A 25,357-nucleotide genomic window follows, 5' to 3' on the forward strand; every position below is an offset into this window, starting at 1 on the left:
ACTTTTATTTTTTAGATTCTATAAAAAATGCCGGAATTAAACAATTCAGCATCTGTCCAAACAGAGCACCCTTTTCTTTCCGGTAACGGTGAAATGGCCAATTTAACCCGGTTGAAAGACTGGAAGGATACGCCATTGGGTGATCCGGCGTATTGGCCACAAAGTCTCCGTACTACACTTAGTATAGTTTTAAATTCAAAATTTCCAATGTTTTTATTTTGGGGATCAAAGCTTACCTGCTTTTACAATGATGCCTTCCGTCTTTTTTTAGGTGTTGATGGTAAACATCCCGGCATACTTGGATTGGATGCCGCAACAGCCTGGAGTGAAATATGGACTATTATAAAACCCCTGATTGATGAAGTATTGCAAACCGGCTCTGTGGTTTGGCGGGAAGACCAGCTGATACCAATTTTTCGTAACGGCCATATGGAGGATGTTTACTGGACATTCAGTTACAGTCCGGTAACGGATGAAACAGGAAAGCCGGGCGGGGTACTGGTTATGTGTACCGAAACTACCCAAAAAATAAAAGGTATTCAACCAGGGCTATTAGATAAAAGACTGGTAGATAAAGAAAAGCAGGCTCAACTGGATTTTGTTAACCTATTTAATGAAAGCGAAAAGAAATTCCGCAATACTGTTATGCAGGCGCCGGTAGCCATTGCGGTTTTTCGCGGGCCTTTATTTATTATTGAAACGGCTAATTCGCTGTATCTGCAGGTGGTAGGAAAGGCAGAAAATGAACTGATAGGGAAACAGTTATTTGAAGTATTACCAGAGGTAAGACAAGCGGTAAGTTCACTGATGACGGATGTTTTAACCACTGGAATTTCAGCGAGCCTCCTGGAATACTCAGTTCCCATCAATAGGTTTGGGGGAATAGATGACGCTTATTTTAACGCCATTTTTGAACCACTTAAAGAACCAGATGGCACCATATCAGGCATTATTGTAGTGGCCACAGAAGTAACATCGCTGGTTACAGCAAAATATAAACTGCGTGAAAGCGAGCAGCACTTTAGGAAGCTGGTCATGCAATCGCCCATTGCAGTGTCAATTTTTCGTGGTCCGGATTTTATTATTGAGATTGCCAATACAGCTATGTACGAAAACTTCTGGCGCAAAAAAGAAGAAGACGTAGTAGGCAAAAGACTACTGGATGTTTTTCCTGAACTGAAAGATCAGAAATTTCCAGCTTTGCTTAGGAGTGTTTTTGAGAATGGAATCACCCATAGGGAAAATGAGGCCGCGGCCTGGCTAAACTGGAACGAAGGAACAAAAAAGTTTTACCTGGACTATGAATATGCGCCGTTGTTCCAGTCGGATAACACCGTATCGGGTGTAATGGTTACTCTAAACGATGTAACTGAAAAGGTAGAAACCCGGAAAAAGCTGGAAGAGGAAGAAGATCGGCTGCGGCTGGCTACAGAAGGCACAAAGCTGGCTACATGGGACCTTAACCTGCAAACAGGGGAAATTGTGCATTCCCCCAGGCTTGCCGAAATATTTGGGCACCCGGCATCTACGATATTATTACACAGCCAAATGCGCAGCCAGCTTCATCCCGATGATTTGTATGCTGTAGTACAACCAGCTTTTGATGAGGCAGTAAAAACCAGTATCTACAATTACGAAGCCCGGATAATTTGGCCCGACAAAACTGTTCACTGGATAAGAACCAAAGGGAAGGTATTTTATACAGAAGATGGAAAGCCGCAGCGAATGATTGGCACGCTGTTAGATTTTACAGAAGAAAAAGCGAACCAGGAAGAAGTAGCAAGACTGGCTGCTGTGGTGCAATCTTCTGCAGACGCTATTATTAGTAAAAAACTGGATGGCACGATCACGAGTTGGAATGAAGCCGCTGAAAAAATGTTTGGTTACAAGGCCGCTGAAATGATTGGCCGGTCACTCAATACCATCATACCCCCGGATTACCTGGATGAAGAAGCAGAGATATTAAAAAAAATCGGGCAGGGGTTAGGAGTGTACTCGCTTGAAACCAGGCGGATAAAAAAAGATCACACGCCGATTGATATTTCTTTAACCATTTCTCCCATAAGAGATCCGCATGGCAATATTATCGGCGCTTCAAAAATTGCCCGGGATATCACTAAACAAAAGCAAATTGAAACAAAAATTGTTGCCAGTGAAGAAAGGTTTCGCCTGCTGGCCAATTCCATGGCACAGCTCATCTGGACGGGAGATACTGAAGGAAACCTGAATTATTTTAACCAGGCGGTGTACGAATTTTCAGGAATGATTTTTGAAGAATTGCAAACCGACGGCTGGTTGCAAATGATACATCCCGACGACCGGGCTGAAAATATCCGGAGATGGCAGCACTCAATCGCTACCGGAGAAGATTTTATTTTTGAACACCGGTTTAAAAAATACGACGGCACGTTTAGGTGGCAGTTAAGCCGGGCGCTTCCGCAAAAAGACAGCAATGGTAACATACAGATATGGGTAGGTACCAGTACCGATATTCATGAGATAAAAGAAAGTGAACACCAAAAAGATTTTTTTATCAGCATGGCCAGTCACGAACTGAAAACTCCCATTACATCTATTAAGGGGTATGTACAGATTTTAATGAGCATGTACAGGGACAAAGATGATGAGTTTTTAAATAATTCGTTGAAAACAGTCAATAAGCAAATTTTAACCCTAACCACGCTGATTGTAGATTTGCTGGATTTATCAAAGATTAAATCCGGAACCCTGCAGTTGAATATGGAGCACTTTTGTTTAAACGAGCTTATCACCGAAATTGTAAAAGAGATACAGGTTATTGAACCAGGTTGCGTAATTCATTTCAGTCCGGAAAAAAATACCGGCGTTTATGCCGACCGGGGCCGCATCGGCCAGGTATTGATTAATTTTTTAACTAATGCTACCAAATATTCACCCACTTGTAAAGACATAAGGGTAAGTACAAAAATAACAGCCACTGAATTAAAGGTCTATGTTGCAGATTCAGGCATCGGCATCAGTAAAACGGACCAACAAAAAATATTTCAACGCTTTTACCGGGTAGCAGGAAAGGACGAGAAAACGTTTCCGGGATTTGGAATTGGATTGTTTATTGCTGCTGAGATTATTCAACGCCACCAGGGGAAAATTGGCGTCGAGAGTGAGCCCGGTAAAGGGTCCGTTTTTTATTTTTCGCTTCCTTTGACTCTAAATAATAAAACCATTAATTAACAATGCAAAACGAACAGTATCACATTTTGGTAATAGATGATAATGCAGACATTCTGTTTATGATAAAAGCCATGTTGGAAATGAAGGGATATAAAATAACTGCAAAAGATAGTCCCGAAAACATTGAAATTTTTATAGAAACGATTAAACCCGACCTGATACTGATGGACATGCTCCTGTCTGGAGCTGATGGCCGGGAAGTGTGTAAAAATTTTAAAATCAACAAACAAATATCTCATGTGCCTGTTATAATGATCTCGGCCCTGCCGGATGCAGCTGCCAGTTGCATCGAATCGGGTGCTGATTATTTCCTGGGTAAACCCTTTGAAATGAAAGATTTATTTCAAACCGTAAGTTCCGCTTTATCAGCGGTAAATACTTAATGGTTTAATTGGCACATTTTTGTAGTATTCATTCATGTAAAAAATAAAAAGGTTATGAAAAAAGTATTCACAATTCTTTCCATGGCAGGTTTGCTGCTTGCAACAAACGCTTTATCTGCGCAGGATAAAAAAGAAGATAAAAGTAAAAGACCCAGTCCACCAGCAAAGGTTACACAAACACTTGCGTCAGGGGCCGTAATTAGTATAGATTATAGCCAGCCTTCTGTAAAAGGCCGTACCATTGGTAAAGACCTTGAACCAAAGGGCGACGCGGTTTGGCGCACGGGAGCCAATGAAGCCACCGTATTTGAGACAAGTAAAGCAGTGAAGGTAAATGGACAAGCTTTGCCAGCAGGTAAATACGGACTATTCAGTATTGCCGGAAGCGGAGAATGGACGATCATTTTTAATAAAACATGGAAGCAATGGGGTGCCTTTGATTATAAAATGGCAGACGATGCTTTGCGAGTAAAGGCAACTGCTACAAAAGCTGCGGCCTTTGCGGAAAAAATGACTTTTACAATTGGTAAAGATGGATTAGTTACATTGCTTTGGGGCGACCACCAGGTAACTTTCAAGGTGGAGTAATTTTGTATCTGAAAATATTAAAAATAAGTTTTACAACGTGCAACATGGTTTGCACGTTTTTTTATGTACCTATGCTTATACAGGAGTTTGGCATGCCATTCTCTTATTCATTAAAAACATTGTATGAACAAAGAACCAAACCCCATAACGGAGCACGAAGAAGTTGCTAATAATCCGGATAATAAAATAGACCAGGATTTTAATGGTTTTCCACACGGAGCAGCTGCTGAAAAAATGATCAACCCATCTACTAGGGAAGAGAAAAAAGTAGCCGCTGTAAATATTACCGACGGTGAAAAAGTAAATAAAAGAGCGGCAGAAAAAGATGAGCAGGAATCCGATGGCTCTGGCGGCGCCTTTGGTGCTACAGAAAATATGGAAGATGATTAATGCTGTTATCTTACCGGGTGATAAGTTTTAACTGCATGCTGCAGCACTTCGTTTTTATCAAGCGTCATACGTTTGGTTTGATGATTTTGAAATAGCTGCATCTGGTCTTTGTAATGAGGTGAGTCAGCATGGCTGGAAGCTCCGAAAGTATTGACTGATTCTATTACCGGCAACCCGGTTTTAGGATATCTAACAAAACAAATATAGGCATCTCCAATAGTTATTTTTACAATGCCATTTTTATAAGGTGAAGTGTATGCTGCCGCCAGTACATCCGGTAAACCGCTTGCCGGCCGGGCATCTTCCCCCCGTACCAGTTTCTGAATATCTCCCAGTACAAGATCGGTGCGCTTGAAATGCTGCATCATATAATTGTATACATATTGGTAAGCTGCAACGCTTTCTGCATGTGTAACTGGCCTGGGTGATGCACCTGGTAATCTTTTTGCGAAGTAGTCGTACACCAATAAAAATACCGCTGCCCCTTTACTGCCAGCGGAACCGCTGTGATCCCATTGCTGCAGGTTTTTTATCACATCTTTCATAAGCGGATAAGCATTGGCATCCAGCTGGATCATGCTGTCGATAGCATAGGCAAATTGCAACGTTGCGGGATACTGCTGATCAAATTTGATTCGCTTAAAATGTTCATAATCCATTTTGCCAACATCCGTCATTAGTTCTTCAAAACGCTTGCTCCGGTTGTTATCAAATAATTCGTATCCATCTTTGGAATCGTACATTGACGGCTTCAGGTTATATGCACCATCTGTTGCTAGAAAAGGTGAATGGTTCGTATTGAATAAATATCCCGAAGGGGGATTAATGTATTGCGGCAAGGCTGTCACCGGTTTAAATTCATTCCACAAAGTAGCGCTTGTATTGCCGGGAAGGGTGCTATGCCAGTTGTATTTTGGGTCGGAATTGCGGACAGGTATTTTGCCATTGCTGATGTAAAAAATGGTATCATACCGGTCAGCGTACATAATGTTAAACATGGGCAAACTTACCATGCTAACGGCTTTATAAAACTCAGTAAAGTTTTTTGCTTTGTTCATGCGATACCATTCTTCCAATGCTTTGCAATCCATATTGGCACCGAGCCTTATACTGAATGCGCCTTGCTTTGTCTTAATCGTTGCACCATATTTACTCCAGTATAATTTTTTACCTATGGCTATTGGAATACCTTTTACATGCAATTTTGCCTTGCTCACTTCCAAGTCAATCCAGTCATTATCAAATTTGTACTGGTTGCTGTTTTCAGGATTCATCTGTAATTGAAATACATCAATTTTATCCTGGTTGTTTACCGTATGCGCCCAGCCTAAATTTTCATTGGTGCCATGAAAAATAAGACATCCGCCGGGGAACAAACCACCGAGCATATTCCAGCCCTCTTCACTTTGCACATGCGCTTCGTAAAATGCGGTAGGTCCTTCAACAGGCTGGTGTGCGTTGATGGCTAAAAAAGCCTCGCCGGTTGTTGTACGGGATGGATGAAACGCAAACGCGTTGGAGCCCTGTGAAGTAAAGCCAACGGTTGCAATTTTGCCCGACAATATTTGCGGCAATACATGATCAACGCCGCAAAAAATACTGATGGAAAAAACTACGGCTGTCAGGTATTCTTTTTCATTAAAAGGAAATGCTTTTTTATACTTAACCTGATTTGGAAATGCCGCAGCATAAGCATTCAATCCACTAACGTAACCTTTTACAAGTGCCACAAAATCCGGGCTTAAAGTGTTCCATTGTTCAATTACCAATTGCCTGCACCTGAGCAGTTGTACAACATAATCTGCCTGTGCACCTTTTTTGCCTAAAGCGCTGCCCAGCATGGCTTTGCCCGAAAGTACCACCAGCTGTAAAGTTTCAAAATCATCTTCAGCATGCGCCCATGCCAGGCCATAAGCAACCTCCGCATCCGTGGGTGCAAAAATATGCGGCACACCAAAACTGTCTCTTGCAATGGTAATGTTAGATGGATTTATTTGCGCAGTAACAGTAAGGGGAAAAAGCAGGATCAGTAAGCAATATAATTTCATACCCCAATGTAAATAAAACTGTTGTTAAACGAACTGCGGACCTTATTAATATTTTAATAAACCAAGCCCTGGTTGTGCATATTTATATACTTTAAAATACAGGGTTGTTTTTGTTTGATTTACGCCGGCTAACTTGGAAATACGGTTGATAAAATCCACCAGGTGTTCGTTGTTACGACACATCACATCCACTTCAAGGTCATGATCACCTGATGTACCTGCAAGGAAACTTACTTCGGGCATGGCGCTGATCTTCTTTGCAACTTTGTCAATCAGAGTGGCAGGCCTTACAAACACGGCAATTTGTGCATAAGAGTTAAAACCCACTTTGTCAGGGTTTACCCTGCCAATGATATTGACCGTGCCGTCTTCAATCAATTTATTGCAACGGGTGCGAATGGTTCCGATGGAGACCTTTAATGTTTCTGCCATTACAGTAAACGACATCCTGCCATCTTTTTGCAGGCAGGATAAAATAGCGAAATCCAGTTCGTCCAATGAAGCTGTGTTCTTTTTTTCCATAGTACATTATTTGCTACGTACAAATATCTGCCTATTAAATATAAATATGTCAGCAATTTTGCCATTCACTAAAATATTTTTAAATTACCATTTTATTGCTGCAAAATTTATAGTTAACACAAAATATGAAATACGCCCCTGTTCAAAATTTTATTAATGGCCAGTTTGTTGCTGCCGCATCATCCCGTCAGCTACCGGTAATTTCTCCGTTGGATGGAACGCACTTATCAGTCGTTCCAGTATCAACACAATCAGACCTGGACGATGCAGTAACCGCTGCAAAAAAAGCTTTCCCGGGCTGGAGCAAAACGCCCATCAAAGAAAGAGTGCAGGTGTTTTTTAAATACAAATCGTTATTGGAAAAACATCTGGACGAACTGGCCAGATTGTGCAGTGAAGAAAATGGCAAAACCTATGGTGAGTCTGTTGCTGAAATAGAAAAATGCATCGAGCTCACAGAATTTGCTACCTCACTACCGCAACTGGTAACGGGCGAAGTACTGGAAGTAAGCAGGGGAGTAGAATGCAGAACAGAGTATGTTGCCGTTGGCGTGGTGGCTTCTATCGTGCCATTTAATTTTCCGGCAATGGTACCCAACTGGACGATACCCAATGCCATTGCTTTGGGTAATTGTATGATATTAAAACCTTCAGAAAAAGTGCCGCTGACTTGTGGAAGAATAGCGCAGTTATTGAAAGAAGCAGGATTACCCGACGGTGTGTTGAATATTGTGCACGGCGATGAGACAATGGTGAATGCAATCTGCGATCATGCCGGCATTGAAGCCGTTTCTTTTGTTGGATCTACCAAAGTTGCGAAGCTGGTATATCAGCGGGCTACCGGTAATTTAAAACGATGCCTGGCACTCGGTGGCGCAAAAAATCATTTGCTTGTCTTGCCGGATGCGGTTGCCGGTATGACGGCGCAGAATGTAGTCGCCAGCATGAGCGGCTGTGCCGGCCAGCGTTGTATGGCTGCAGGTGCTATGATTGGCGTTGGAAATGTGGATCATATCATTGATAGAATTTGTGACGAAGCCCGTAAGATTACTCCCGGAGAAAATTTAGGTGCAGTAATCAATAAAGCATCACAGGAAAGAATAGAAAGATTGATTAGCGAAGCGGAAGCGCAGGGTGCAAAAGTGTTGGTTGATGGCCGGAATGCAAAAGTGGCTGGCAAAGAAAATGGCAGTTACGTAGGCCCGACAGTAATTGATTTTGTTACACCTAACATGGGCGTGGCAACGGAAGAAGTTTTTGGTCCTGTAATCTCTATCATGCGTGCCAATACGGTAGATGAAGCATTGGCTATTGAAAACGCCAATCCTTATGGCAACGCAGCCAGCGTATTTACACAAAACGGGGGTATGGCCCGCTATATTATTGACAGGGCCAGTGCGGGCATGACGGGAGTTAATGTGGGCGTGCCTGTTCCGAGAGAACCGTTTAGTTTTGGCGGATGGAATGACAGCAAATTTGGTGTAGGTGATATCACCGGCAAAAGTTCTATTCAATTCTGGACGAAGCTGAAGAAAAGCACGGTGAAATGGAATGCAGAAGCCGGCGTGAACTGGATGAGTTGAAACGCTATTGTGAGACGGTTTTAATTTGAGTCAATCGCCATAAAACCACACTTTAAATTTTAAACATAATATAATTGTATGCAAACGCAAACAGTTTCACAAACGCGGGAAATTATACAGGATAATCTCGACTACACATTGTTTTCCTGGAGCAAACAAAAGGGCATTGACCCCATTGCGGTAAAATATGGTGAAGGCGTCTACCTGTATGATTATGATGATAAACGCTACATCGATTTTTCATCGGGATTGATGAATGTAAATATTGGTCATGGCGACCAGCGCATTACTGATGCTGTTGTGCGGCAGATGCAGCAGATCAGTTATGTTACACCCAGTTGTGTTACCAAAGCAAGAGGTGAGCTTGGAAAAAAGCTGGCTTCCATTTGTCCCGGTAATTTAAACAAAGCCTTCTTTACACTGTGCGGCGCAACCTCCATCGAGAATGCCATTAAGCTCGCCAGGTTGTACACGGGGCGGCATAAAATTTTAACCCGCTACCAATCATATCATGGTTCCAGCAACGGTGCGATGACGGCTAGTGGTGACCCAAGAAAATTGTTATCAGATGCCCAGCAGGCACCCAATTTTGTGCACTTTGATTTACCCAATGCTTACCGATGGGAGTACGGCGAAGAAAATTTATTGAAAGAAGCTGTGGTTTCGCTTGAGCGCATCATTGCCTATGAAGGACCTTCCAACATCGCGGCTATTTTACTGGAAGGAGAATCAGGTTCTTCAGGTTGCCTGAAGTATCCTGAAGGTTATTTGGCAAAACTGAGCGCACTGTGTAAACAGCATGGCATTTTGCTGATAATGGATGAAGTGATGAGCGGTTTTGGCCGGACCGGAAAATGGTTTGGATTTGAACATCATGGTATTGTACCGGATATGATTGCGATGGCCAAAGGTTTAACGTGCGGCTACTTGCCTTTCGGTTGCCTGATGGTGAGCGATACGATTGCAGCAAAATACGATGACAATATGTTACCACTGGGATTGACGTATTCAGCACATCCTGTTGCCTGTGCCGCCGCATTGGAAACACTGCAGATTTATGAGACTGACAACCTTATAGAAAACGCCGCCGAAATGGGCAGGTATATGGAACAACGGGTGGAATTGCTGAAATTAAAGCATCCGTCAATAGGCGACTTTAGAAATACCGGTTTGCTAGGTTGTATTGAACTGGTAAAAAACAGGGTAACCAAAGAACCAATGGCACCTTTTAATGCCGCCCCGGCACAAATGGAGGTAATGAATAAAGTGGCTGCCAAAATCAAGGCGCTGGGGATGTATACCTTTACCCGCTGGAGTTATATTTTTATTGCACCACCCCTTTGTGTTACCAAAGAACAGATCGATGAAGGTCTTGACATTATAAGTGAAGCAATCAGCATTGCAGATGCTTATGTACAGTAAATTATACTGCTTTTTAAAAATAGTTGCCTTAAATAATAAACCCCGCAAATGCGGGATTTATAGTTCTGTATAAAAATCTGAACATCATTCATATTTCAGCAATCCCAGGCCATCATTTTTATTTTAAAAAATAGCCTGCCTGACCGTCCAAATTTTTTACTGTGCCCGTACCTATTCAAAAAGAGGAACAATAACTTTAATCAGTTTTTTAAAGTTCTGTTCGTAAGTAACTTCATACACCCGTTGTTCTACCAGCCTGCCATGCATTCCGGAAATATCGTAACCGGTTTCTTCCGATCCTTCCACCAGTTTTACTGACTGAAAGCCACTCAATTTTTCTTTGAAACTCTTGTCAATGGCTTGTTTTGTCATTAAATGTGCTTGTGGATTGCCGTCATTTTTTGGATCGAGGTCCATATTTTTTGCAAAATTACTAAGCCGCACTACTTTCTTAACAGAGCTGTGCATGTGGGTAACGGTACCGTCATTATCAATAGTAACTCTCACAATACCCTGATCGTGATTTACTGTTGGTACACCATTGATTTCCTGTTTAAACTGCACTGTAGTATCGGTAATATATTCTTCTCCTTTTTGTTTGATATCTTTTGTATCGCCACCTGCAGTAACTCCCAGCCGGATCATATCAAATTTTAATTTTTGGCCATGATCCAGGTCGTGTTTTTTAATGTGATTTTCTGCAATTTTGATCGCTTCTTTTTCATCCAGTCTTTTTTTATTCTTATAGTTGATGTTGGCCAGTTTGATATTGAGATGGCCCTGTTCATTCATGCTGACGATTTTATCTTTTGACTGAACGGAAAAAACACCATCCTTGCTTAATCCGGCAACCGGGTTTTGAAGTCCCAGTGTTTTTGCTATCATGTTTACTTCATCCTGTTCAAAGGTTACATGGGCCAGTTCCGCTACCATTAACTTTTCAGGAACCATCCTGTTACGTGCGGCAACAGAAGCCGCGTAATACCAGCGCCACTGGTACCAGTTGCGTGCAACTGCAGACCAGTTGAAGAAGCGTTCGTTGTACAAAATGTTGGAGGCTTCTGTGGCATTGGCGCCAGATGCTACAACGCTGGGAGATTGGTTATGGTAAATATCCCAGCTGGCATTTAGCCATGCCGTCGAAAATGATTCACCGCTTTTCCAGTGGTTCCAAAAATTTGAACCATAGTTGCCACTGTCAATACTGGTTGTTTCAAAACCAAACAGCATTCTAAAGCCAGGGTTGCTGTCATCTGCCCACCAGGTGCTGATAGGGGTTAAGCCACCACCGACCCTGCAGGAAAGACAGGTTGACCAGAAAACATAGCGCACCCGCTGGTTGCCAAAAAAGGCTTTGTTATTGGAGAAGAACCAGCTTTCATTATTCCATTTACCTCCCATGGGTGCCTGAAAAACACCACCAGACGTCATGTTGCCATGGCCTGAATGATAAAAAATACATACCGCATCTACGCCATAAATATTTTGCCAGTGATCGTAAGGCTCTTCGTACAGCCAGGTTTTTACAGCGCCGTCACCATACCAGTAATTGGCTGTGTACCAGTTATTCAGGTAAGTGTAAAAGCCTCTTGCATCTGCATGGGTTGCATGCAAATCAGAATTGTGGTTGCCGAAAACACCGGAAAAATCCTGGATGCTGCAAAGACCTAATAAATTATTGGCTGCAGCAGGAGCGGTTGGCGCCTTTTTGTTTTCATCATCCAAAACAGCTAGCGGAGACATCAGCGATTTGATGATCAGCTGTTCTGATGCGAGCAGATCGTGTTTTGTTACTTTGGGTTTTGTTTGCATAATGTTTAATTTTTCAGATTTAAATAAGAAATAAAAAAACGGTTGCTGTCAGCCCTTTTTCAATGACAATTGAATCGGGTATTTGGGGATGTGTCAGGGAAATTCAGGCTATGAATATCTCAAATGCAAAATGTATAATCCGACGGCTGAAAAGAGTCTTTTGGCAAGTAGCAGATGAGAATATGGATGCCTGTGACAAAAATAAACGCAGAGTTGACCGAAGTCCAAAACTATTTCGCCAAAAACATTTCACGTACAGGGAAGGTTATTTTTTTACAGCATCCAACATATATTTTGAAATGCAATGGGGTACAGGAACAGGGAAATTATCGTCAATAAAAAGAATTTTATCAGCTTCATTAATGCCTGCAAAATGTGAGCGGTTTAAAAGATAAAATTTATTTAACCGGATAAAGTCCCCACCAGGCAGTATACCCAACAGATCTTTTATAGTACAATGCCTGCTCATCCATTTTTTTTGTTTTCCATAGCTGATAAGGGCTTTTACATAATGATCGGCACTTACAACAAAACAAATATGTTCCGGCCGTGCCCAGAAATATTTTTCTTTTTTTTCTTCAAAGCGTATTACAGGAAGACCGGCGGAAAAGAGTGCCGATGCGTTTTTTGCCAGGTGTTGCAGGCCGATGGCTGTTTTGTTCAAAGAGATGGTTTGCATAAAGAAAAGTTTTCAATTTTAAACAATAAAAACAGCAGGATAACTGGATGTAAATGGGGTACTAAAATAATATTTTATTTTTTGGATACATAGCAAATAAGACTTTATTTATGTTCTGGCGACTTCATAAAACGGGCGGGGAAATAATTACAACTCCCTGGGTGATGACAGATAAATCTTAGGATGCAAGGTACAGGCTGCTTTTTTAATGCCTTTAAAGAATAGCGGGATCGTCTATAAGGGTAAGTGATAACAGTCGATAGCCCAAAGCAAAAAGCCACGCATTTTCGCGTGGCTTTTTGATAATTTACTTTGCTATCAGGCATTTACAGCCTGGTGAAGATCCCTGTATTTTTTAATCAGGTTATGGGCAGTTCTTAATGTTGACTGTTGATTTGTAATCAACTGCCTTGTTTCTGTACTCATTTCAGCATCTGAAGCCAAAGCACCATTGTACGCTTTCTGAGCAGCATCTTCGCCAAATTCGCATGATTCTAAAACAGACTGACGATCATGACCAGTGAAGGTTGCTTTCACATCCATCCATGCACGGTATAACTTACCACTTGTTGTGGTGTCTGTTGTTGCTTCACCACCAAATTTATTCACTTCCTGTGTTAATTCTGCAGCGTATTTCCGGCTGTCATTTGCCAAACTTTGAAATATAGACTTTAAATCTACATCCAAATCTTTAGTCTCTTCAAGTGCTCTTTCATAACCTCTGACACGGTCATTATTAATTTCGATAAGGTCATTTAAAACCTCTACAATTTTTTCATCTGTTTGCATAAAATATAAATTTAGAATTAGTTAGAAACCAAAATGGTGCCATTCAAATTACCGGTTGTATTAACAATATTTACGGTCAATTTTTTACCTATCTTCTTCCCGGTTGGGGAAAAAATACCTGTTTAATTTTGTGATGAAAAAATAACAGAATAACAGCGTAATTTGCCTCTATGAAACAATGTTTAACATTTGTATTTGCCATCTTTTTTTTATGTAATTGTACGCAAAAAAAATACAGCACACCACATGTGCTGATCAACACCAGCTATGGAGATTTGGTAGTGGAGCTGATGCCTGTTAATGCACCCATATCTGTTGCAGCTTTTTTATCTTATGTAGACTCAGGGTTTTACAAAAACGGATCTTTTTACAGGGTATTGAGCAATGATAATGTACCTAAGCAATATAATACCGGCTTAATCCAGGGAGGGCTATTCACTTACAACCAGGCCCTGCTGGATCGTATTCCTGGTATTGCTCATGAACCTACTTCCGTCACTCATTTATCTCATACCAATGGAACTATTTCATTGGCAAGAACAACTCCCGGAACCGCCAGCACAGAATTTTTTATTTGTATAGGAGATCAAACGCAATTCGACAGCAACCAGTCTGCCGATAGCCTGGGCTTTGCAGCGTTTGGAAAAGTGGTGGAAGGAATGGATGTGGTAAGACAAATTCAAAATAATCCCAGTCGCGGAGAGTATTTTACGGTTCCTATTCGCATTGAAAATATAAAGAGATTGTAACCGGAAGAGAAGTTGAATGTCTGCGCCAATTACTTGCATTATTATAAAGTGAGCTTTTGTGAGCACGGTGATGTTTACAATTGAAGTACAAGTCTATTTATAAAATCAATCTCGTCTTGGGTTAACGACACGTGGATTGCCCTGGCATTTTGAACTGCCTGCTCTTTATTCCTTGCTCCAACTAAAGCGATCGTAATGCCGGGCCTTTGCAACGTCCATTTAATAACCAATTGCGCAAGGGTAGCATCTTTGCTGTCGGCTATGGGTTTTATTTTTGCCAGGAAGGCATTGGTTTTTATAATACTTTCCTCTGTAAAATATTTATTGGCTGCCCGGTGATCACCTTCGGCAAATTTATAACCTGGTGTTATTTTGCCTGAAAGTAAGCCACGCTCTATAGGGCTATAAGCCAGGATAGACTTGTGATTTGCTATGCAATATGGAACAGTCTCCACTTCTATACCCCGGTTTACCATACTAAACGGAACCTGGTTGCTTACCAGTTGTATCGTTTGCTCAGCTTCTGCCATTTGTACTGCATTGTAATTGCAAACGCCTGCATACCTTACCTTTCCCTGTTTTATCAATGCATCCACAGCTTCCATCGTTTCATGAATGGGCGTAGTAATATCCGGCCAGTGAATCTGGTACAGGTCGATGTAATCTGTGCCCAAACGTTTCAGGCTGTCCTCACATTCTTTGATAATGCTTTCTTTGCCGGCATATTTATAAATATCGATGTCCTCTCCCTGGTTGTTTTTGCTTTTAAACGCCAGTGTTCCTTTTGCAAGATCCCAGCGCATACCAAATTTGGTTAGCAGCTGAATTTTATCTCGTGGAAAATCTTTGATGGCTTCACCAACGATCGATTCACTATCGCCCTGCCCGTAGATGGGCGCTGTATCAATAGAAGTAACACCTTCGTTGTATGATGACCTTATGGCTTCAATTGCATCGTTGCGGTCGGTTTTGCCCCACATCCATCCGCCCGCAGCCCAGGCGCCAAATGTAATTGCGGATAATTTAAAATTTGTATCGTTTAAATTCTTGTATTCCATATCAAAATATTATAACAGTTAATTAATGCTATAAGTTAATAAGTAAGAGGGATATTTTACCAACATGTGTTGACGATTTTTGAATAGAATTCTTGATTTACAAAGTAAAAAAAAATGATACCTCTATAAGCAATAGCCAAGAAAAAAAAGGAAATCATCCTGGATATACAACGACGATATGGTAGTCAAATTATTGTTTTCTCCACTGGAGATATAATTGACTTCTTCACGTAGCGATGCTATAACGCCACTCATATTCGCAATGCTGTCTTTTACAAGGTGGCCTGTCATTGTAAGCAAGGTGTCGCCGGCAATTGTAAATTTATATCCGCTTGCCATTGTTGCTGAATTATTACTACCCGGAACATTGCCGGAGATGATTCCGCCAGCGGGGAAGTACACAGAATCATTGCCTATTATTTTATATTGTCCGGACGAATTGGTTGGCGATGCTGTAAACGACATGGGCATACTCATTGTGTCTGTCAGTTGCCCATTTTCATAAGACGCGGTGAATACATTTGTTTCCAAAGAATAACCAATTCCCAGGGTTGTGGCAGTACCGTTAGCAAAAGAAAAAGAACCCACTCCATTTGTTGTTGTGTAATCTGACGTGGTAATGCTGACCATGGTTGTTCCACCAAAATCGTACGCCATCGTTGCCTTCGTATTAGCTTTCATCGTTAAAAATTTCCAGTGGCCTTTTAACGGATCAGTATTATTGCCTGCGGTGCTGTCTTCTTTTTTACATGAAATAATGAATAGCGATACGGCGAGTGTAGTAAATAAAGGGATTTTTTTCATAAATTTTTTAAGGGTAAATAATTAATGTTCGGTAAACATATAAAAAATAGCAATGCACTTTGCCACCAAAAAATTTTTTATCAGATAAATGTTGAAAATGCAATCAGGAAAATAAGAAGGGCAGTATAGAACTACCGCCTTGTTAACGATTGCTTGCCATATGAAAAAATGGACGTCACGGATGGATTCGAACCATCGTAAAAAGTTTTGCAGACTTAAACCTAACCACTCGGCCACGTGACTGTTTGGATGCTTGCGCACCTTCATTAAATAATCTATATACCGCAGTTGTACCCGTGATTTTTTTATTGCAAAACTAAGGGGTAAATATTAGTCTACCAAATTAATAGACTATTTATTTTTGTACGATCAATTTTAAAGGTCCGGTATGCGGAGGTCATAGTTAAATGAAAAACGGTGATATTGAGACTTTCGCTTTGGACAAAGTCCAACAAAGGTATGCCGTAAAAGAGGGCGACGCAACGATGATCCACAAAGGTTGTTAGCCCGGACCCAAATTTTTGTGCATGGATTTAAAATATAAAAGCCTGCTACAATCAGCAGGCTATAATAAACAAAAAAACAAAAATGATTTTACACAACTCCCGCCAGTTCAAGGCTTCGCTTGCTTATTTTTTTATAATCAATATTTTCTATCACCGCATCGGGGCAAGCTATCAAGGAAATGCCTGCCTTTTTCCACCAGTCAGATTTAAATAAATTCGCTGCATGCACCACGCCGATAAGCCAGCTGTAATTAAACTCATTGTGCCATTCTTCTATCCACTCAAAATCTTTTTTATTGAGCTTTTCAATGTTGTCAACGCTCACAAAAACTTTTAAATAATAGTCGTTGTTCAGCACCGTATCGGTTTGATGTGCAATTTTTTTGTACTCGTATTTATAATCATAGCGCAAGGCAGAGATATCACTTAGTACCGCAGAGGCGGTAGGAAATGCACCGGCACCTTTGCCTTTAAAAAAATGTTTGTCTGCGAAACTGCTTTCGGTTGTGATGGCGTTGAACTCGTTGTGCACATGGTATAAGTCATCCGCTTCGGTTACAAATTGCGGCAAAACAAAGGCGGCTAATTTTCCATCAGCAAGCTTTTGTGCATTGGCCACCAGTTTAATACTGTACTTTTTTTCTTTGGCCACGGTGGCATCCTGCAAGGAGATATTGGTGATGCCATTGAAAATAAAGCGGTCTGTTTTTGCGATGATGCCAAAGCTGTGTGCCAGTAAAATACTGAGTTTATTAGCGGCATCAAAGCCGCCGATATCCAGTGTGGGATTGCTTTCTGCAAAACCAAGCTGTTTGGCCAGTAGCAAGGCTTCATTAAATTCTACCTGCTCCTGGAATATTTTGGTAAGTATAAAATTGGTCGAGCCGTTGATGATACCGCGGAAGGATTGCAGCAAGTCATTGTCGTAATATTCTTCCAGGTTGCGGATGATGGGCATGCTGGCGCAGCAGGCGGCTTCGTATAAAAATGGCGTATTGTATTTTTGTTGCAGGGCATAGAGTTCTTCAAAATGTTCTGCAATCATTTTTTTATTGGCGCTTACCACGGCCTTACCATTTTCCAATGCTTTTTTTACAATCAGGTAGGCGGCGTCTGCATCATCAATCAGTTCAACAATTACGTTGATGTTTTCATCATCCAGTAAAACGTTGGCATCAGTTGTAAAATTTTCTGAGGCAATGCTTCTTGGCTTGCTGTTATTTTTAATACATATTTTTTTGATGGATGCCTGTAAGGTGGGTGTGCTATGCAATACATCGTGTAAGCCTTTGCCTACAACGCCAAAACCAAACAGGCCGATACAGAGTTTATTAGTTGACATGTTGTTATTTTTTATGCTGTTTGAAGGGACGACAATGCTGTCGTTGAATTATTTGCGGTGATTTTTTCAAATGCCTGTTCCAGATCGGCGATCAGATCTTCTGCTTCTTCCAGGCCTACACTCAAGCGGATAAGGCTATCGCTAACACCATTGGCCCTGCGGATGGCTGCAGGAATACTTTTATGCGTCATGTTCGCCGGGTGACTGATCAGGCTTTTGATGCCACCCAAACTTTCTGCCAGCAAAAAATATTTTGTGCTTGTAACGAATGCTATTGCCGCGGCTTCTGTATCTTCTTTTAAAGAAAAAGAGATAATGCCACCAAAACCTTTGGATTGTTTTGTTGCAATATCATGATTGTGATGTGTTGCAAGACCGGGGTAATAAATTTTGTCAACCAGCGGATGTGTTGCAAGCCAGTTAGCCACTTCGCCTGCATTGATGCAGTGTTGTTTTACCCGCAGGTGCAGGGTTTCCAGGCCCCGTATCAGCAGCCAGCTATCGAAGGGAGAAAGGATCGCACCGCAGGCATTCTGTAGAAATTTTATTTTTTCGCCAACGGCTCTGTCTTTACAAATTACGAGACCAGCGATTAAATCACTGTGACCGCCCAGGTATTTGGTGGCAGAATGTACTACTATATCAGCTCCCAAATTAATGGGTTGCTGCAACGCCGGAGATGCAAACGTGCTATCCACACAAAGCAGGCAGTTGCTGACTTTGGCGATTTTGGCGATAGCTTCAATATCGCTGATTTTTAATGTTGGGTTGGTAGGTGTTTCCAACCAGATGAGTTTTGTATTGGGTGTGATGGCGTTAAAAACATTGGCGGCATCCGTGGTATCAACATAAGTTATTTTGATGCCAAATTTTTCATATACCTGGGTGAATAAGCGAAAGGCTCCGCCATAAATATCATCTACCGCAATAATTTCATCACCCGTTTTTAATAGTTTGATTACTGCGTCAATAGCTGCCAGTCCGCTGCTGAAAGCGGCTGCTGTACTACCTTTTTCCAGTTTGGCGATGATGCCTTCTAAAGCTGTCCTTGTTGGGTTGTTGCTTCTTGCATAATCGTAGCCTTTGTTTACGCCGGGGGCTTCCTGCACAAAAGTGCTGGTTTGATAAATGGGTACACTGATGGCGCCTGTAAGCGGATCAACCGGGATGCAGTGTAATAAATCTGTTGCGTTGCTCATGATAAAAAATTTTTAGTTCCGGGTTTTATTTAAACCGGAAGTGAATAATAATTTCTTTCATGCCTTTCAAGAAGATTGAAATATACCGGGTAGGTTTTTTTATTTCCCTTACGTAAGGGGCAACAAAAAAGCTCACCCGATAAATCAGATGAGCTTTTAATATTTTGTGCAGATATTTTGAGCTGTGGATCTGACTTATCTGTCCCGATAACCATCGGGATGGAATTGGCACCTTTTCTTTTATTTCCTGCGGAGACAAAAGATAGGTTGTCAAGGCTTCACAGGGCCATAACCCTCTGCCTTTCTTGATAAGCGATAAAACTAAAGAACTGGTACAAAGGTATAACCACGAAGTTTAAAATTCCAAATAAAAATTTTAATAAAATGTTAAGGAGTCTTTAAAAGCTTTACCTGTATTGCATTACAGGTGAATATATTTTTTATCCCCAGTTTGCAAATTCTTTTTTCATAGCAGAATGGGTAAAAGATTTTTATCTTGTTGGCGGGATAAAATTAACCGACCCGATATGTACAATATTCAGCAGACTTTACAGCAATACTTTGGCTATAATTCCTTTCGTCACAATCAGGAAGAAATAATTGAAAACGTGCTGGCGAAAAAAGACAGCATTGTTTTGATGCCGACAGGAGGGGGGAAATCTTTGTGTTACCAGGTACCTGCTTTGGTGCTGGATGGGGTGACTATTGTTGTGTCGCCATTAATTGCTTTGATGAAAGACCAGGTAGATGCGTTAAAATTAAATGGTGTTGCAGCGGCTTTTCTAAACTCTTCCCAATCTTCTTCAGAACAGGCTACTATCATTCAGCAGTTGAAAAATAACCGGCTGAAATTATTGTATGTAGCGCCAGAACGTTTACTGGGACAAAACAACTTACTCAATTATTTAAAAGACATTAATGTGTCACTCTTTGCAATTGACGAAGCACATTGCATCAGCCACTGGGGACACGATTTTCGCCCGGAATATTTGGTGCTGGGGGAACTGAAAAAACAGTTTCCTGCTGTGCCTATTATTGCCTTAACTGCCACAGCCGATTCGCTCACAAAAAAGGATATTATTCAGAAGCTGGAAGTAACTGATTATACGGTGTATGAAAATTCCTTTAACCGACCCAACATCAGTTACTATGTAAAGCAGAAGCGCAATTATTTTGATCAGCTCACTGATTTTTTAGCGGAACATAAAGAGGACAGCGGTATCATTTATTGTCTCAGCCGCAGCTCGGTTGATAAGCTGGCAGAAGATTTAAGAGAAGAGGGATATGCAGCGGCAGCTTACCATGCAGGGCTTGACAAAAGTTTAAAAGAGCAAAATCAGGACTTGTTTTTAAAAGACGATATCAAGATTATTGTAGCCACCATCGCTTTTGGAATGGGCATCAATAAAAGCAATGTTCGCTTTGTCGTGCATGTGGATTTACCAAAAAATATTGAAGGCTATTACCAGGAAACTGGCCGGGCAGGCAGAGATGGATTGCCCAGCGAAGCTATTTTGTTTTACAGTGCCGCGGATGTATTTAAACTGAAGAATTTCGCAAGGGTAGAAGGCAACGAAGCACAAAGTAAAGTGATGCTGAAAAAGCTGGACCAGATGGCGGCTTTTTGTGAGACAAGACAATGCCGCCGTAAATTTTTGTTGAATTATTTTGATGAACCGGCGGCCAACTTTTGCGGCAGTTGCGACGTGTGTTTAAGCCAGGAAGAAAAGACAGATGCTACCATTGAAGCGCAAAAACTATTAAGTGCAGTTACAAGATTGCAGGAAAGATTTGGCATCAATTACGTGATTGATTTTTTGCGTGGAAGCAGTACTACAAAACATGAGCATCAGGGAATTAAAACATTTGGCATTGGAAAAGATATCACCAAAGACCAATGGAAAATGTATGTAAGAGATATGCTGCAACTGGGGTATTTACAACAGAGTGATACGGAATACCCCGTGTTGCAATTGACTGAATTGAGTAAACAGATATTGAAAGGAGAGCTGAAAGTGATGCTGGTAAAATCTGTTACGGTAAATAAAGAGCTTGTGCAAAAAAATGCGGCGCCGGAGTCAGTGAATGCTGATTTATTTAAGACTTTAAAAACTATCCGCCTCGGGCTTGCCAAAGAAGAAAATGTAGCGGCCTTCCAGGTATTTAGTGATGCCACGCTGGTTGAACTGGCAACTTACCTTCCGCTCACCAAACCAGCGCTGGCAAAGATTTCTGGCTTTGGTACCATTAAACTGGAGAAGTATGGCGACTATTTTTTAGACGCCATCATTGACTATTGCAGGGAAAACAACCTTACCACAAAAATAGATTCCAAGCAACCCAAACGGCAGCGTAAAAGCCCGTCAGTTGAAAAGACGAATGATACAAAAAAGCAAAGCTTGCAACTGTTTCAACTGGGCAGATCGGTGGAGGAAATTGCTTTTGAAAGAGGATTGTCAACCGGCACTGTTGAAGGCCACCTGGCGCATTTTATTTTTTCCGGTGAACTGAAGATCAATGAAATGGTAAGTGCAGAAAAACTACAAATTATCAGCAAAACCATTGAAGAAAATAATCGCAGCCTGGCTATAGCGCCCATTAAACAAAAATTGGGTGATGGTTTTAGTTACGGTGAAATTACTGCCGTAATGAATTATCTGAGAAGGATGAGTGAAGCCTGATTAATCCTGCATATTTTTTTTCATCCAATCACCCTGCGAAGCAGCCGTTTGTTCAACCAATACTTTTGCCGCAATTTTATTTTGTCCTTTAATGATTGATTCTGTTACATAGGAATGTTCAATGGATTCGTTTTCTTTAAAACCCAGTAGCTTAATCAATGGAACCATTTTATCGCTGCCGAAATGTTTAAACAACGGCTCATCCATAGCGCTGTAAACCGGGATGTTTGTCAGCTGCCAGTCTTTTACCAAATCCAATTCTTTTGCATGTAACGGGTAATGCTCTACAAATACCGGCTGGTAATTTTGAAGCAGCGATTGATCCAGGTGGGCTGCAAGGATTAATCTTTTAACATCGATGTTATACTGGTTAAAAAACTTTTCAAAAGTCGCGGCAGTTTCTGCAAACCAGGCAATAAAAATACTATTATTATTGGTGGTAGCCAGTTGCAGGCAGGCTACTATTTTACCGGTTGAGTTGAGAAAGACTTTGTCTTTAAATATGGCTTCGGATACGTTGCCTTCTTTTTTACCGAAAAGGTTTGATAGCATTGGCTGATTGTTATGCCGCAAATTAATAAAACAATAAGGGAGTCAACTAAGCCCTGCTCTTTTTGTTTTGTATCTTTGCAACTCAGGAAAATATTACATGGCGAAAGTTAAAAAAGGGCTCTCAGAAGATATCATCCCCAACGAATTTATTGAAGTGTTTGGTGCCCGGGAGCACAACCTCAAGGACATCGATATAAAAATCCCTAAAAATCAATTGGTGGTGTTTACCGGCGTTAGTGGAAGTGGTAAGTCATCGCTTGCCTTTGATACCATTTACAATGAAGGTCAGCGCAGGTACATGGAAAGTTTCAGCGCTTATGCAAGGCAGTTTGTAGGCGATATGGAGCGTCCGGATGTGGATAAGATTACCGGACTGTCTCCAGTAATTTCAATTGAACAAAAAACCACCAATAAAAATCCCAGGAGTACTGTAGGCACCATCACAGAGATCTATGATTTCCTGCGCTTGTTGTACGCAAGAGTGGGCGAAGCTTACAGTTACAACACTGGGAAAAAAATGGTGAAGTTTAGTGAAGAAGAAATCGTAAGTAACATCTTTGCAAAATTTAAAAATAAAAAGATCAGTCTGCTTGCGCCATTGGTGCGTGGACGCAAAGGCCATTACAGGGAGTTGTTTGAAGATATTCGCAAGAAGGGATATTTAAAGGTTCGCATAGATGGCGAAGTAAAAGACCTGGTGGCAAAAATGCAAATCGACCGGTATAAAATTCACGACATAGAAGTGGTTGTTGACCGGCTGGCTGTAACGGATGACATGAAGGTAAGGCTGAGCCAGAGTGTGCAAAAGACTTTACAGGTTGGTAAAGACCTGATGTTTTTATTGATCAACGATGATAATAAAACGGTGCAGTACAGCAAGCAGTTAATGTGCGAAGAAACTGGTATCAGTTATGAAGAACCCAGCCCCAATGCCTTTTCTTTTAATAGCCCGTATGGTGCCTGCCCTACCTGTAAAGGCCTGGGGACGGTTTATACAATTGATATGGATGAAGTGCTTCCTGACAAAACAAAAAGTGTAAAAGATGGAGCCATCGTACCATTGGGTGAAGAGCGGGATGCCAGTGTGTTTCAGCAGGTGCTGATATTTGCCAGGAAATATAAGATCAATTTAGATAAACCGCTGAAGGACCTTCCGCCGGAGCAATTAAATTTGCTGCTTTATGGCGACCAGCAAATCAATCCTGCGCTGGAGCTTGACCTGAGTGATGAAACTGTTCCTTTGGAATATACCGGCAGTTACGAAGGCATAATTCCGATGTTGAAAAGATGGTTTGCATCGCCTAATAGTGGAGAAGCGTTGCGGGATTGGGTGGAAAAATTTATGCAGCTGAAAGAATGCGGCACCTGTAATGGCAGCAGGCTAAGAAAAGAAAGTCTTTGGTTTAAAGTAGATGAAAAGAACATCGCCGAACTGAGCAATATGAATTTGGATAAGCTGGCTACCTGGTTCGCCAGCATTGAAAAAAGGCTGAGCAATAAACAAAATGCCATTGCCAAAGATGTGCTGAAAGAGATCAGGGAAAGATTGCAATTTTTACTGGACGTTGGATTAACCTACCTCACCTTGTACCGTCCTTCAAAAACACTGAGCGGGGGCGAAAGCCAGCGTATAAGACTGGCAACGCAGATTGGAAGCCAGTTGCAGGGCATTACCTATATTTTGGATGAACCGAGTATTGGTTTGCACCAGCGGGATAATCAGCGGCTGATTTCAGCATTGCAGAACCTGCGTGATATTGGCAACAGTGTGCTGGTGGTAGAGCATGACAAGGACATTATGCTCGCAAGTGATTACCTGGTGGATATTGGTCCCAAGGCGGGTACGCATGGCGGTGAAATTGTTGCCATGGGAACACCGGATGAAGTATTATTATCCAAATCAGAAACAGCCAAATATTTAAGCGGCGAAAAAAGTATTGAGATTCCAAAAGAAAGAAGAAAGGGCAACGGCAAGTTTATAGAATTGACAGGAGTAAAAGGAAATAATTTAAAAAATGTTTCGGTAACGTTTCCGCTGGGAAAACTGATTGTGGTTACTGGTGTAAGTGGCAGTGGCAAGTCGACCCTGATCAACGAAACCTTGTATCCTTTGCTGAACAAATATTGCTATAATTCCAAGGCCAATCCGCTTGAATACAAATCCATTCGAGGGCTGGAGCAAATTGATAAGGTAATTGAAATTGATCAAAGTCCGATAGGCCGTACACCAAGAAGTAATCCTGCTACCTATTGCGGATTTTTTACTGATATAAGGACCCTGTTTGCGACAGTGCCGGAAGCTAAAATCCGTGGCTATACAGCGGGGCGTTTTTCATTTAACGTCAAGAGCGGACGTTGTGAAGTGTGTGAAGGCGGTGGTATGCGGGTGATAGAAATGAACTTTTTACCGGATGTATATGTGCATTGCGAAAAATGCAATGGCAAGCGGTACAACAGGGAAACACTGGAAATAAGATACAAGGGAAAATCAATTAGTGATGTGCTGGATATGACGGTGGATGAAGCAGTAGAATTTTTCCAGGCGGTGCCTTTTATCTACCGAAAAATAAAAGTGCTTAAGGAAGTTGGATTGGGCTATATAACGCTTGGCCAGAGCGCTGTAACCCTTAGTGGTGGCGAAGCACAGCGGGTGAAGTTATCAACCGAACTGGGTAAAAAAGATACCGGAAAAACATTCTATATATTAGATGAACCAACAACTGGATTACATTTTCAGGACATACAGCATTTGCTGGAAGTGATAAATAAACTGGTTGACAGAGGTAATAGTGTGTTGGTAATTGAGCATAATATGGATGTGATAAAAGTGGCCGATCACATCATTGATATTGGCCCTGAAGGTGGCGATGGTGGCGGACTGGTGTTATTTGAAGGTGTTCCGGAAGACCTGGTAAAAGTAAAAGAAAGTTTTACCGGAAAGTTTCTAAAAGCAGAATTGAAAAAATGACAAAGGATAGTAAGGAAATTAGAATTGTGGTTTCAGGGGTAAGCATTTGCACGCATATGCAGAAGCTACTGT

General features: G+C 41.4%; 19 protein-coding genes, 1 tRNA gene and 1 riboswitch. Of the genes, 9 read left to right on the forward strand and 11 right to left on the reverse strand.

Annotated features, from left to right (window positions below; translation table 11 throughout):
* Positions 1 to 27: 27 nt before the first annotated feature.
* The 4 genes from QWZ08_RS02270 (at position 28) to QWZ08_RS02285 (ending at position 4,571) form a co-directional block, all read left to right on the forward strand.
* Positions 28 to 3,210: a PAS domain S-box protein gene (locus tag QWZ08_RS02270; RefSeq protein ID WP_290335568.1), complete on the forward strand. Its 3,183-nt coding sequence runs from the start codon at positions 28 to 30 to the stop codon at positions 3,208 to 3,210.
* Between the two features lie 2 nt (positions 3,211 to 3,212).
* Entirely contained in the window at positions 3,213 to 3,593 is a 381-nt protein-coding gene (locus QWZ08_RS02275) for a response regulator (protein WP_290335569.1), read from the forward strand.
* 54 nt (positions 3,594 to 3,647) lie between these two features.
* On the forward strand, positions 3,648 to 4,181 hold the full coding sequence (locus QWZ08_RS02280) for a DUF2911 domain-containing protein (protein WP_290335570.1): 534 nt from the start codon (positions 3,648 to 3,650) through the stop codon (positions 4,179 to 4,181).
* Between the two features lie 123 nt (positions 4,182 to 4,304).
* Positions 4,305 to 4,571 carry a hypothetical protein gene (locus tag QWZ08_RS02285; RefSeq protein ID WP_290335571.1) on the forward strand — a complete coding sequence of 89 codons (267 nt, stop codon included), beginning with the start codon at positions 4,305 to 4,307 and terminating at the stop codon, positions 4,569 to 4,571.
* 5 nt (positions 4,572 to 4,576) lie between these two features.
* On the opposite strand, the gene QWZ08_RS02290 is transcribed toward QWZ08_RS02285, so the two are convergent.
* The gene (locus QWZ08_RS02290) at positions 4,577 to 6,619 is read right to left on the reverse strand and encodes a penicillin acylase family protein (protein WP_290335572.1); all 2,043 of its coding nucleotides are present in this window, start codon (positions 6,617 to 6,619) and stop codon (positions 4,577 to 4,579) included.
* Between the two features lie 45 nt (positions 6,620 to 6,664).
* Positions 6,665 to 7,141 carry an Lrp/AsnC family transcriptional regulator gene (locus tag QWZ08_RS02295; RefSeq protein ID WP_290335573.1) on the reverse strand — a complete coding sequence of 159 codons (477 nt, stop codon included), beginning with the start codon at positions 7,139 to 7,141 and terminating at the stop codon, positions 6,665 to 6,667.
* A gap of 125 nt (positions 7,142 to 7,266) precedes the next feature.
* On the opposite strand from QWZ08_RS02295, the gene QWZ08_RS02300 reads away from it, so the two are divergent.
* Both QWZ08_RS02300 and QWZ08_RS02305 read left to right on the forward strand, forming a co-directional pair.
* Positions 7,267 to 8,724, forward strand: coding sequence for a CoA-acylating methylmalonate-semialdehyde dehydrogenase (locus QWZ08_RS02300; RefSeq protein ID WP_290335574.1), 1,458 nt, complete (start codon positions 7,267 to 7,269; stop codon positions 8,722 to 8,724).
* A gap of 78 nt (positions 8,725 to 8,802) precedes the next feature.
* A complete protein-coding gene (locus QWZ08_RS02305) occupies positions 8,803 to 10,146 on the forward strand; it encodes an aminotransferase class III-fold pyridoxal phosphate-dependent enzyme (protein WP_290335575.1) in 1,344 nt (447 codons plus the stop codon).
* 171 nt (positions 10,147 to 10,317) lie between these two features.
* On the opposite strand, the gene QWZ08_RS02310 is transcribed toward QWZ08_RS02305, so the two are convergent.
* The 3 genes from QWZ08_RS02310 to QWZ08_RS02320 all read right to left on the reverse strand — a co-directional run bounded on the left by QWZ08_RS02310 (position 10,318) and on the right by QWZ08_RS02320 (position 13,426).
* Positions 10,318 to 11,958 carry a DUF6345 domain-containing protein gene (locus QWZ08_RS02310; RefSeq protein WP_290335576.1) on the reverse strand — a complete coding sequence of 547 codons (1,641 nt, stop codon included), beginning with the start codon at positions 11,956 to 11,958 and terminating at the stop codon, positions 10,318 to 10,320.
* A 265-nt stretch (positions 11,959 to 12,223) separates the two neighbouring features.
* Positions 12,224 to 12,637 (reverse strand): LytTR family DNA-binding domain-containing protein, encoded by a 414-nt coding sequence (locus QWZ08_RS02315; protein ID WP_290335577.1) that lies wholly within the window; start codon positions 12,635 to 12,637, stop codon positions 12,224 to 12,226.
* A 318-nt stretch (positions 12,638 to 12,955) separates the two neighbouring features.
* Entirely contained in the window at positions 12,956 to 13,426 is a 471-nt protein-coding gene (locus QWZ08_RS02320) for a ferritin-like domain-containing protein (RefSeq protein WP_290335578.1), read from the reverse strand.
* 170 nt (positions 13,427 to 13,596) lie between these two features.
* Between QWZ08_RS02320 and QWZ08_RS02325 the strand changes: the two genes are divergently transcribed.
* Positions 13,597 to 14,175, forward strand: a complete 579-nt coding sequence (locus tag QWZ08_RS02325; RefSeq protein ID WP_290335579.1) for a peptidylprolyl isomerase — start codon at positions 13,597 to 13,599, stop codon at positions 14,173 to 14,175.
* Between the two features lie 74 nt (positions 14,176 to 14,249).
* Here the strand turns inward: QWZ08_RS02325 and QWZ08_RS02330 are convergent, their stop codons facing one another.
* The 5 genes from QWZ08_RS02330 to QWZ08_RS02350 form a co-directional block, all read right to left on the reverse strand.
* Positions 14,250 to 15,233 (reverse strand): aldo/keto reductase, encoded by a 984-nt coding sequence (locus QWZ08_RS02330; RefSeq protein WP_290335580.1) that lies wholly within the window; start codon positions 15,231 to 15,233, stop codon positions 14,250 to 14,252.
* 123 nt (positions 15,234 to 15,356) lie between these two features.
* Positions 15,357 to 16,037, reverse strand: a complete 681-nt coding sequence (locus QWZ08_RS02335) for a hypothetical protein (RefSeq protein ID WP_290335581.1) — start codon at positions 16,035 to 16,037, stop codon at positions 15,357 to 15,359.
* Between the two features lie 169 nt (positions 16,038 to 16,206).
* A tRNA-Cys gene (locus QWZ08_RS02340) sits at positions 16,207 to 16,280 on the reverse strand.
* A 351-nt stretch (positions 16,281 to 16,631) separates the two neighbouring features.
* Positions 16,632 to 17,885 carry a homoserine dehydrogenase gene (locus QWZ08_RS02345; RefSeq protein ID WP_290335582.1) on the reverse strand — a complete coding sequence of 418 codons (1,254 nt, stop codon included), beginning with the start codon at positions 17,883 to 17,885 and terminating at the stop codon, positions 16,632 to 16,634.
* An 11-nt stretch (positions 17,886 to 17,896) separates the two neighbouring features.
* Positions 17,897 to 19,084, reverse strand: coding sequence for a trans-sulfuration enzyme family protein (locus QWZ08_RS02350; RefSeq protein WP_290335583.1), 1,188 nt, complete (start codon positions 19,082 to 19,084; stop codon positions 17,897 to 17,899).
* Positions 19,085 to 19,276: 192 nt separating this feature from the next.
* Positions 19,277 to 19,399: riboswitch (SAM riboswitch) on the reverse strand.
* 212 nt (positions 19,400 to 19,611) lie between these two features.
* On the opposite strand from QWZ08_RS02350, the gene recQ reads away from it, so the two are divergent.
* Complete coding sequence (gene recQ, locus QWZ08_RS02355; RefSeq protein ID WP_290335584.1) at positions 19,612 to 21,765, forward strand: DNA helicase RecQ; 2,154 nt, start codon at positions 19,612 to 19,614, stop codon at positions 21,763 to 21,765.
* On the opposite strand, the gene QWZ08_RS02360 is transcribed toward recQ, so the two are convergent.
* Positions 21,766 to 22,317, reverse strand: a complete 552-nt coding sequence (locus QWZ08_RS02360) for a hypothetical protein (RefSeq protein ID WP_290335585.1) — start codon at positions 22,315 to 22,317, stop codon at positions 21,766 to 21,768.
* A gap of 97 nt (positions 22,318 to 22,414) precedes the next feature.
* On the opposite strand from QWZ08_RS02360, the gene uvrA reads away from it, so the two are divergent.
* Positions 22,415 to 25,285, forward strand: a complete 2,871-nt coding sequence (gene uvrA, locus QWZ08_RS02365; RefSeq protein ID WP_290335586.1) for an excinuclease ABC subunit UvrA — start codon at positions 22,415 to 22,417, stop codon at positions 25,283 to 25,285.
* Positions 25,286 to 25,357 lie beyond the last annotated feature (72 nt).

Source organism: Ferruginibacter paludis (assembly GCF_030409685.1).
In the GTDB taxonomy this organism is placed as follows: Bacteria; Bacteroidota; Bacteroidia; order Chitinophagales; family Chitinophagaceae; genus Ferruginibacter; species Ferruginibacter paludis.

What these genes read in the sequence shown, in the direction of transcription:
- QWZ08_RS02270 (WP_290335568.1), top strand. Translation starts at nt 28, where the DNA reads ATGCCGGAATTAAACAATTCAGCATCTGTCCAAACAGAGCACCCTTTT.
- QWZ08_RS02275 (WP_290335569.1), top strand. Translation starts at nt 3,213, where the DNA reads ATGCAAAACGAACAGTATCACATTTTGGTAATAGATGATAATGCAGAC.
- QWZ08_RS02280 (WP_290335570.1), top strand. Translation starts at nt 3,648, where the DNA reads ATGAAAAAAGTATTCACAATTCTTTCCATGGCAGGTTTGCTGCTTGCA.
- QWZ08_RS02285 (WP_290335571.1), top strand. Translation starts at nt 4,305, where the DNA reads ATGAACAAAGAACCAAACCCCATAACGGAGCACGAAGAAGTTGCTAAT.
- QWZ08_RS02290 (WP_290335572.1), bottom strand. Translation starts at nt 6,619, where the DNA reads ATGAAATTATATTGCTTACTGATCCTGCTTTTTCCCCTTACTGTTACT.
- QWZ08_RS02295 (WP_290335573.1), bottom strand. Translation starts at nt 7,141, where the DNA reads ATGGAAAAAAAGAACACAGCTTCATTGGACGAACTGGATTTCGCTATT.
- QWZ08_RS02300 (WP_290335574.1), top strand. Translation starts at nt 7,267, where the DNA reads ATGAAATACGCCCCTGTTCAAAATTTTATTAATGGCCAGTTTGTTGCT.
- QWZ08_RS02305 (WP_290335575.1), top strand. Translation starts at nt 8,803, where the DNA reads ATGCAAACGCAAACAGTTTCACAAACGCGGGAAATTATACAGGATAAT.
- QWZ08_RS02310 (WP_290335576.1), bottom strand. Translation starts at nt 11,958, where the DNA reads ATGCAAACAAAACCCAAAGTAACAAAACACGATCTGCTCGCATCAGAA.
- QWZ08_RS02315 (WP_290335577.1), bottom strand. Translation starts at nt 12,637, where the DNA reads ATGCAAACCATCTCTTTGAACAAAACAGCCATCGGCCTGCAACACCTG.
- QWZ08_RS02320 (WP_290335578.1), bottom strand. Translation starts at nt 13,426, where the DNA reads ATGCAAACAGATGAAAAAATTGTAGAGGTTTTAAATGACCTTATCGAA.
- QWZ08_RS02325 (WP_290335579.1), top strand. Translation starts at nt 13,597, where the DNA reads ATGAAACAATGTTTAACATTTGTATTTGCCATCTTTTTTTTATGTAAT.
- QWZ08_RS02330 (WP_290335580.1), bottom strand. Translation starts at nt 15,233, where the DNA reads ATGGAATACAAGAATTTAAACGATACAAATTTTAAATTATCCGCAATT.
- QWZ08_RS02335 (WP_290335581.1), bottom strand. Translation starts at nt 16,037, where the DNA reads ATGAAAAAAATCCCTTTATTTACTACACTCGCCGTATCGCTATTCATT.
- QWZ08_RS02345 (WP_290335582.1), bottom strand. Translation starts at nt 17,885, where the DNA reads ATGTCAACTAATAAACTCTGTATCGGCCTGTTTGGTTTTGGCGTTGTA.
- QWZ08_RS02350 (WP_290335583.1), bottom strand. Translation starts at nt 19,084, where the DNA reads ATGAGCAACGCAACAGATTTATTACACTGCATCCCGGTTGATCCGCTT.
- recQ (WP_290335584.1), top strand. Translation starts at nt 19,612, where the DNA reads ATGTACAATATTCAGCAGACTTTACAGCAATACTTTGGCTATAATTCC.
- QWZ08_RS02360 (WP_290335585.1), bottom strand. Translation starts at nt 22,317, where the DNA reads ATGCTATCAAACCTTTTCGGTAAAAAAGAAGGCAACGTATCCGAAGCC.
- uvrA (WP_290335586.1), top strand. Translation starts at nt 22,415, where the DNA reads ATGGCGAAAGTTAAAAAAGGGCTCTCAGAAGATATCATCCCCAACGAA.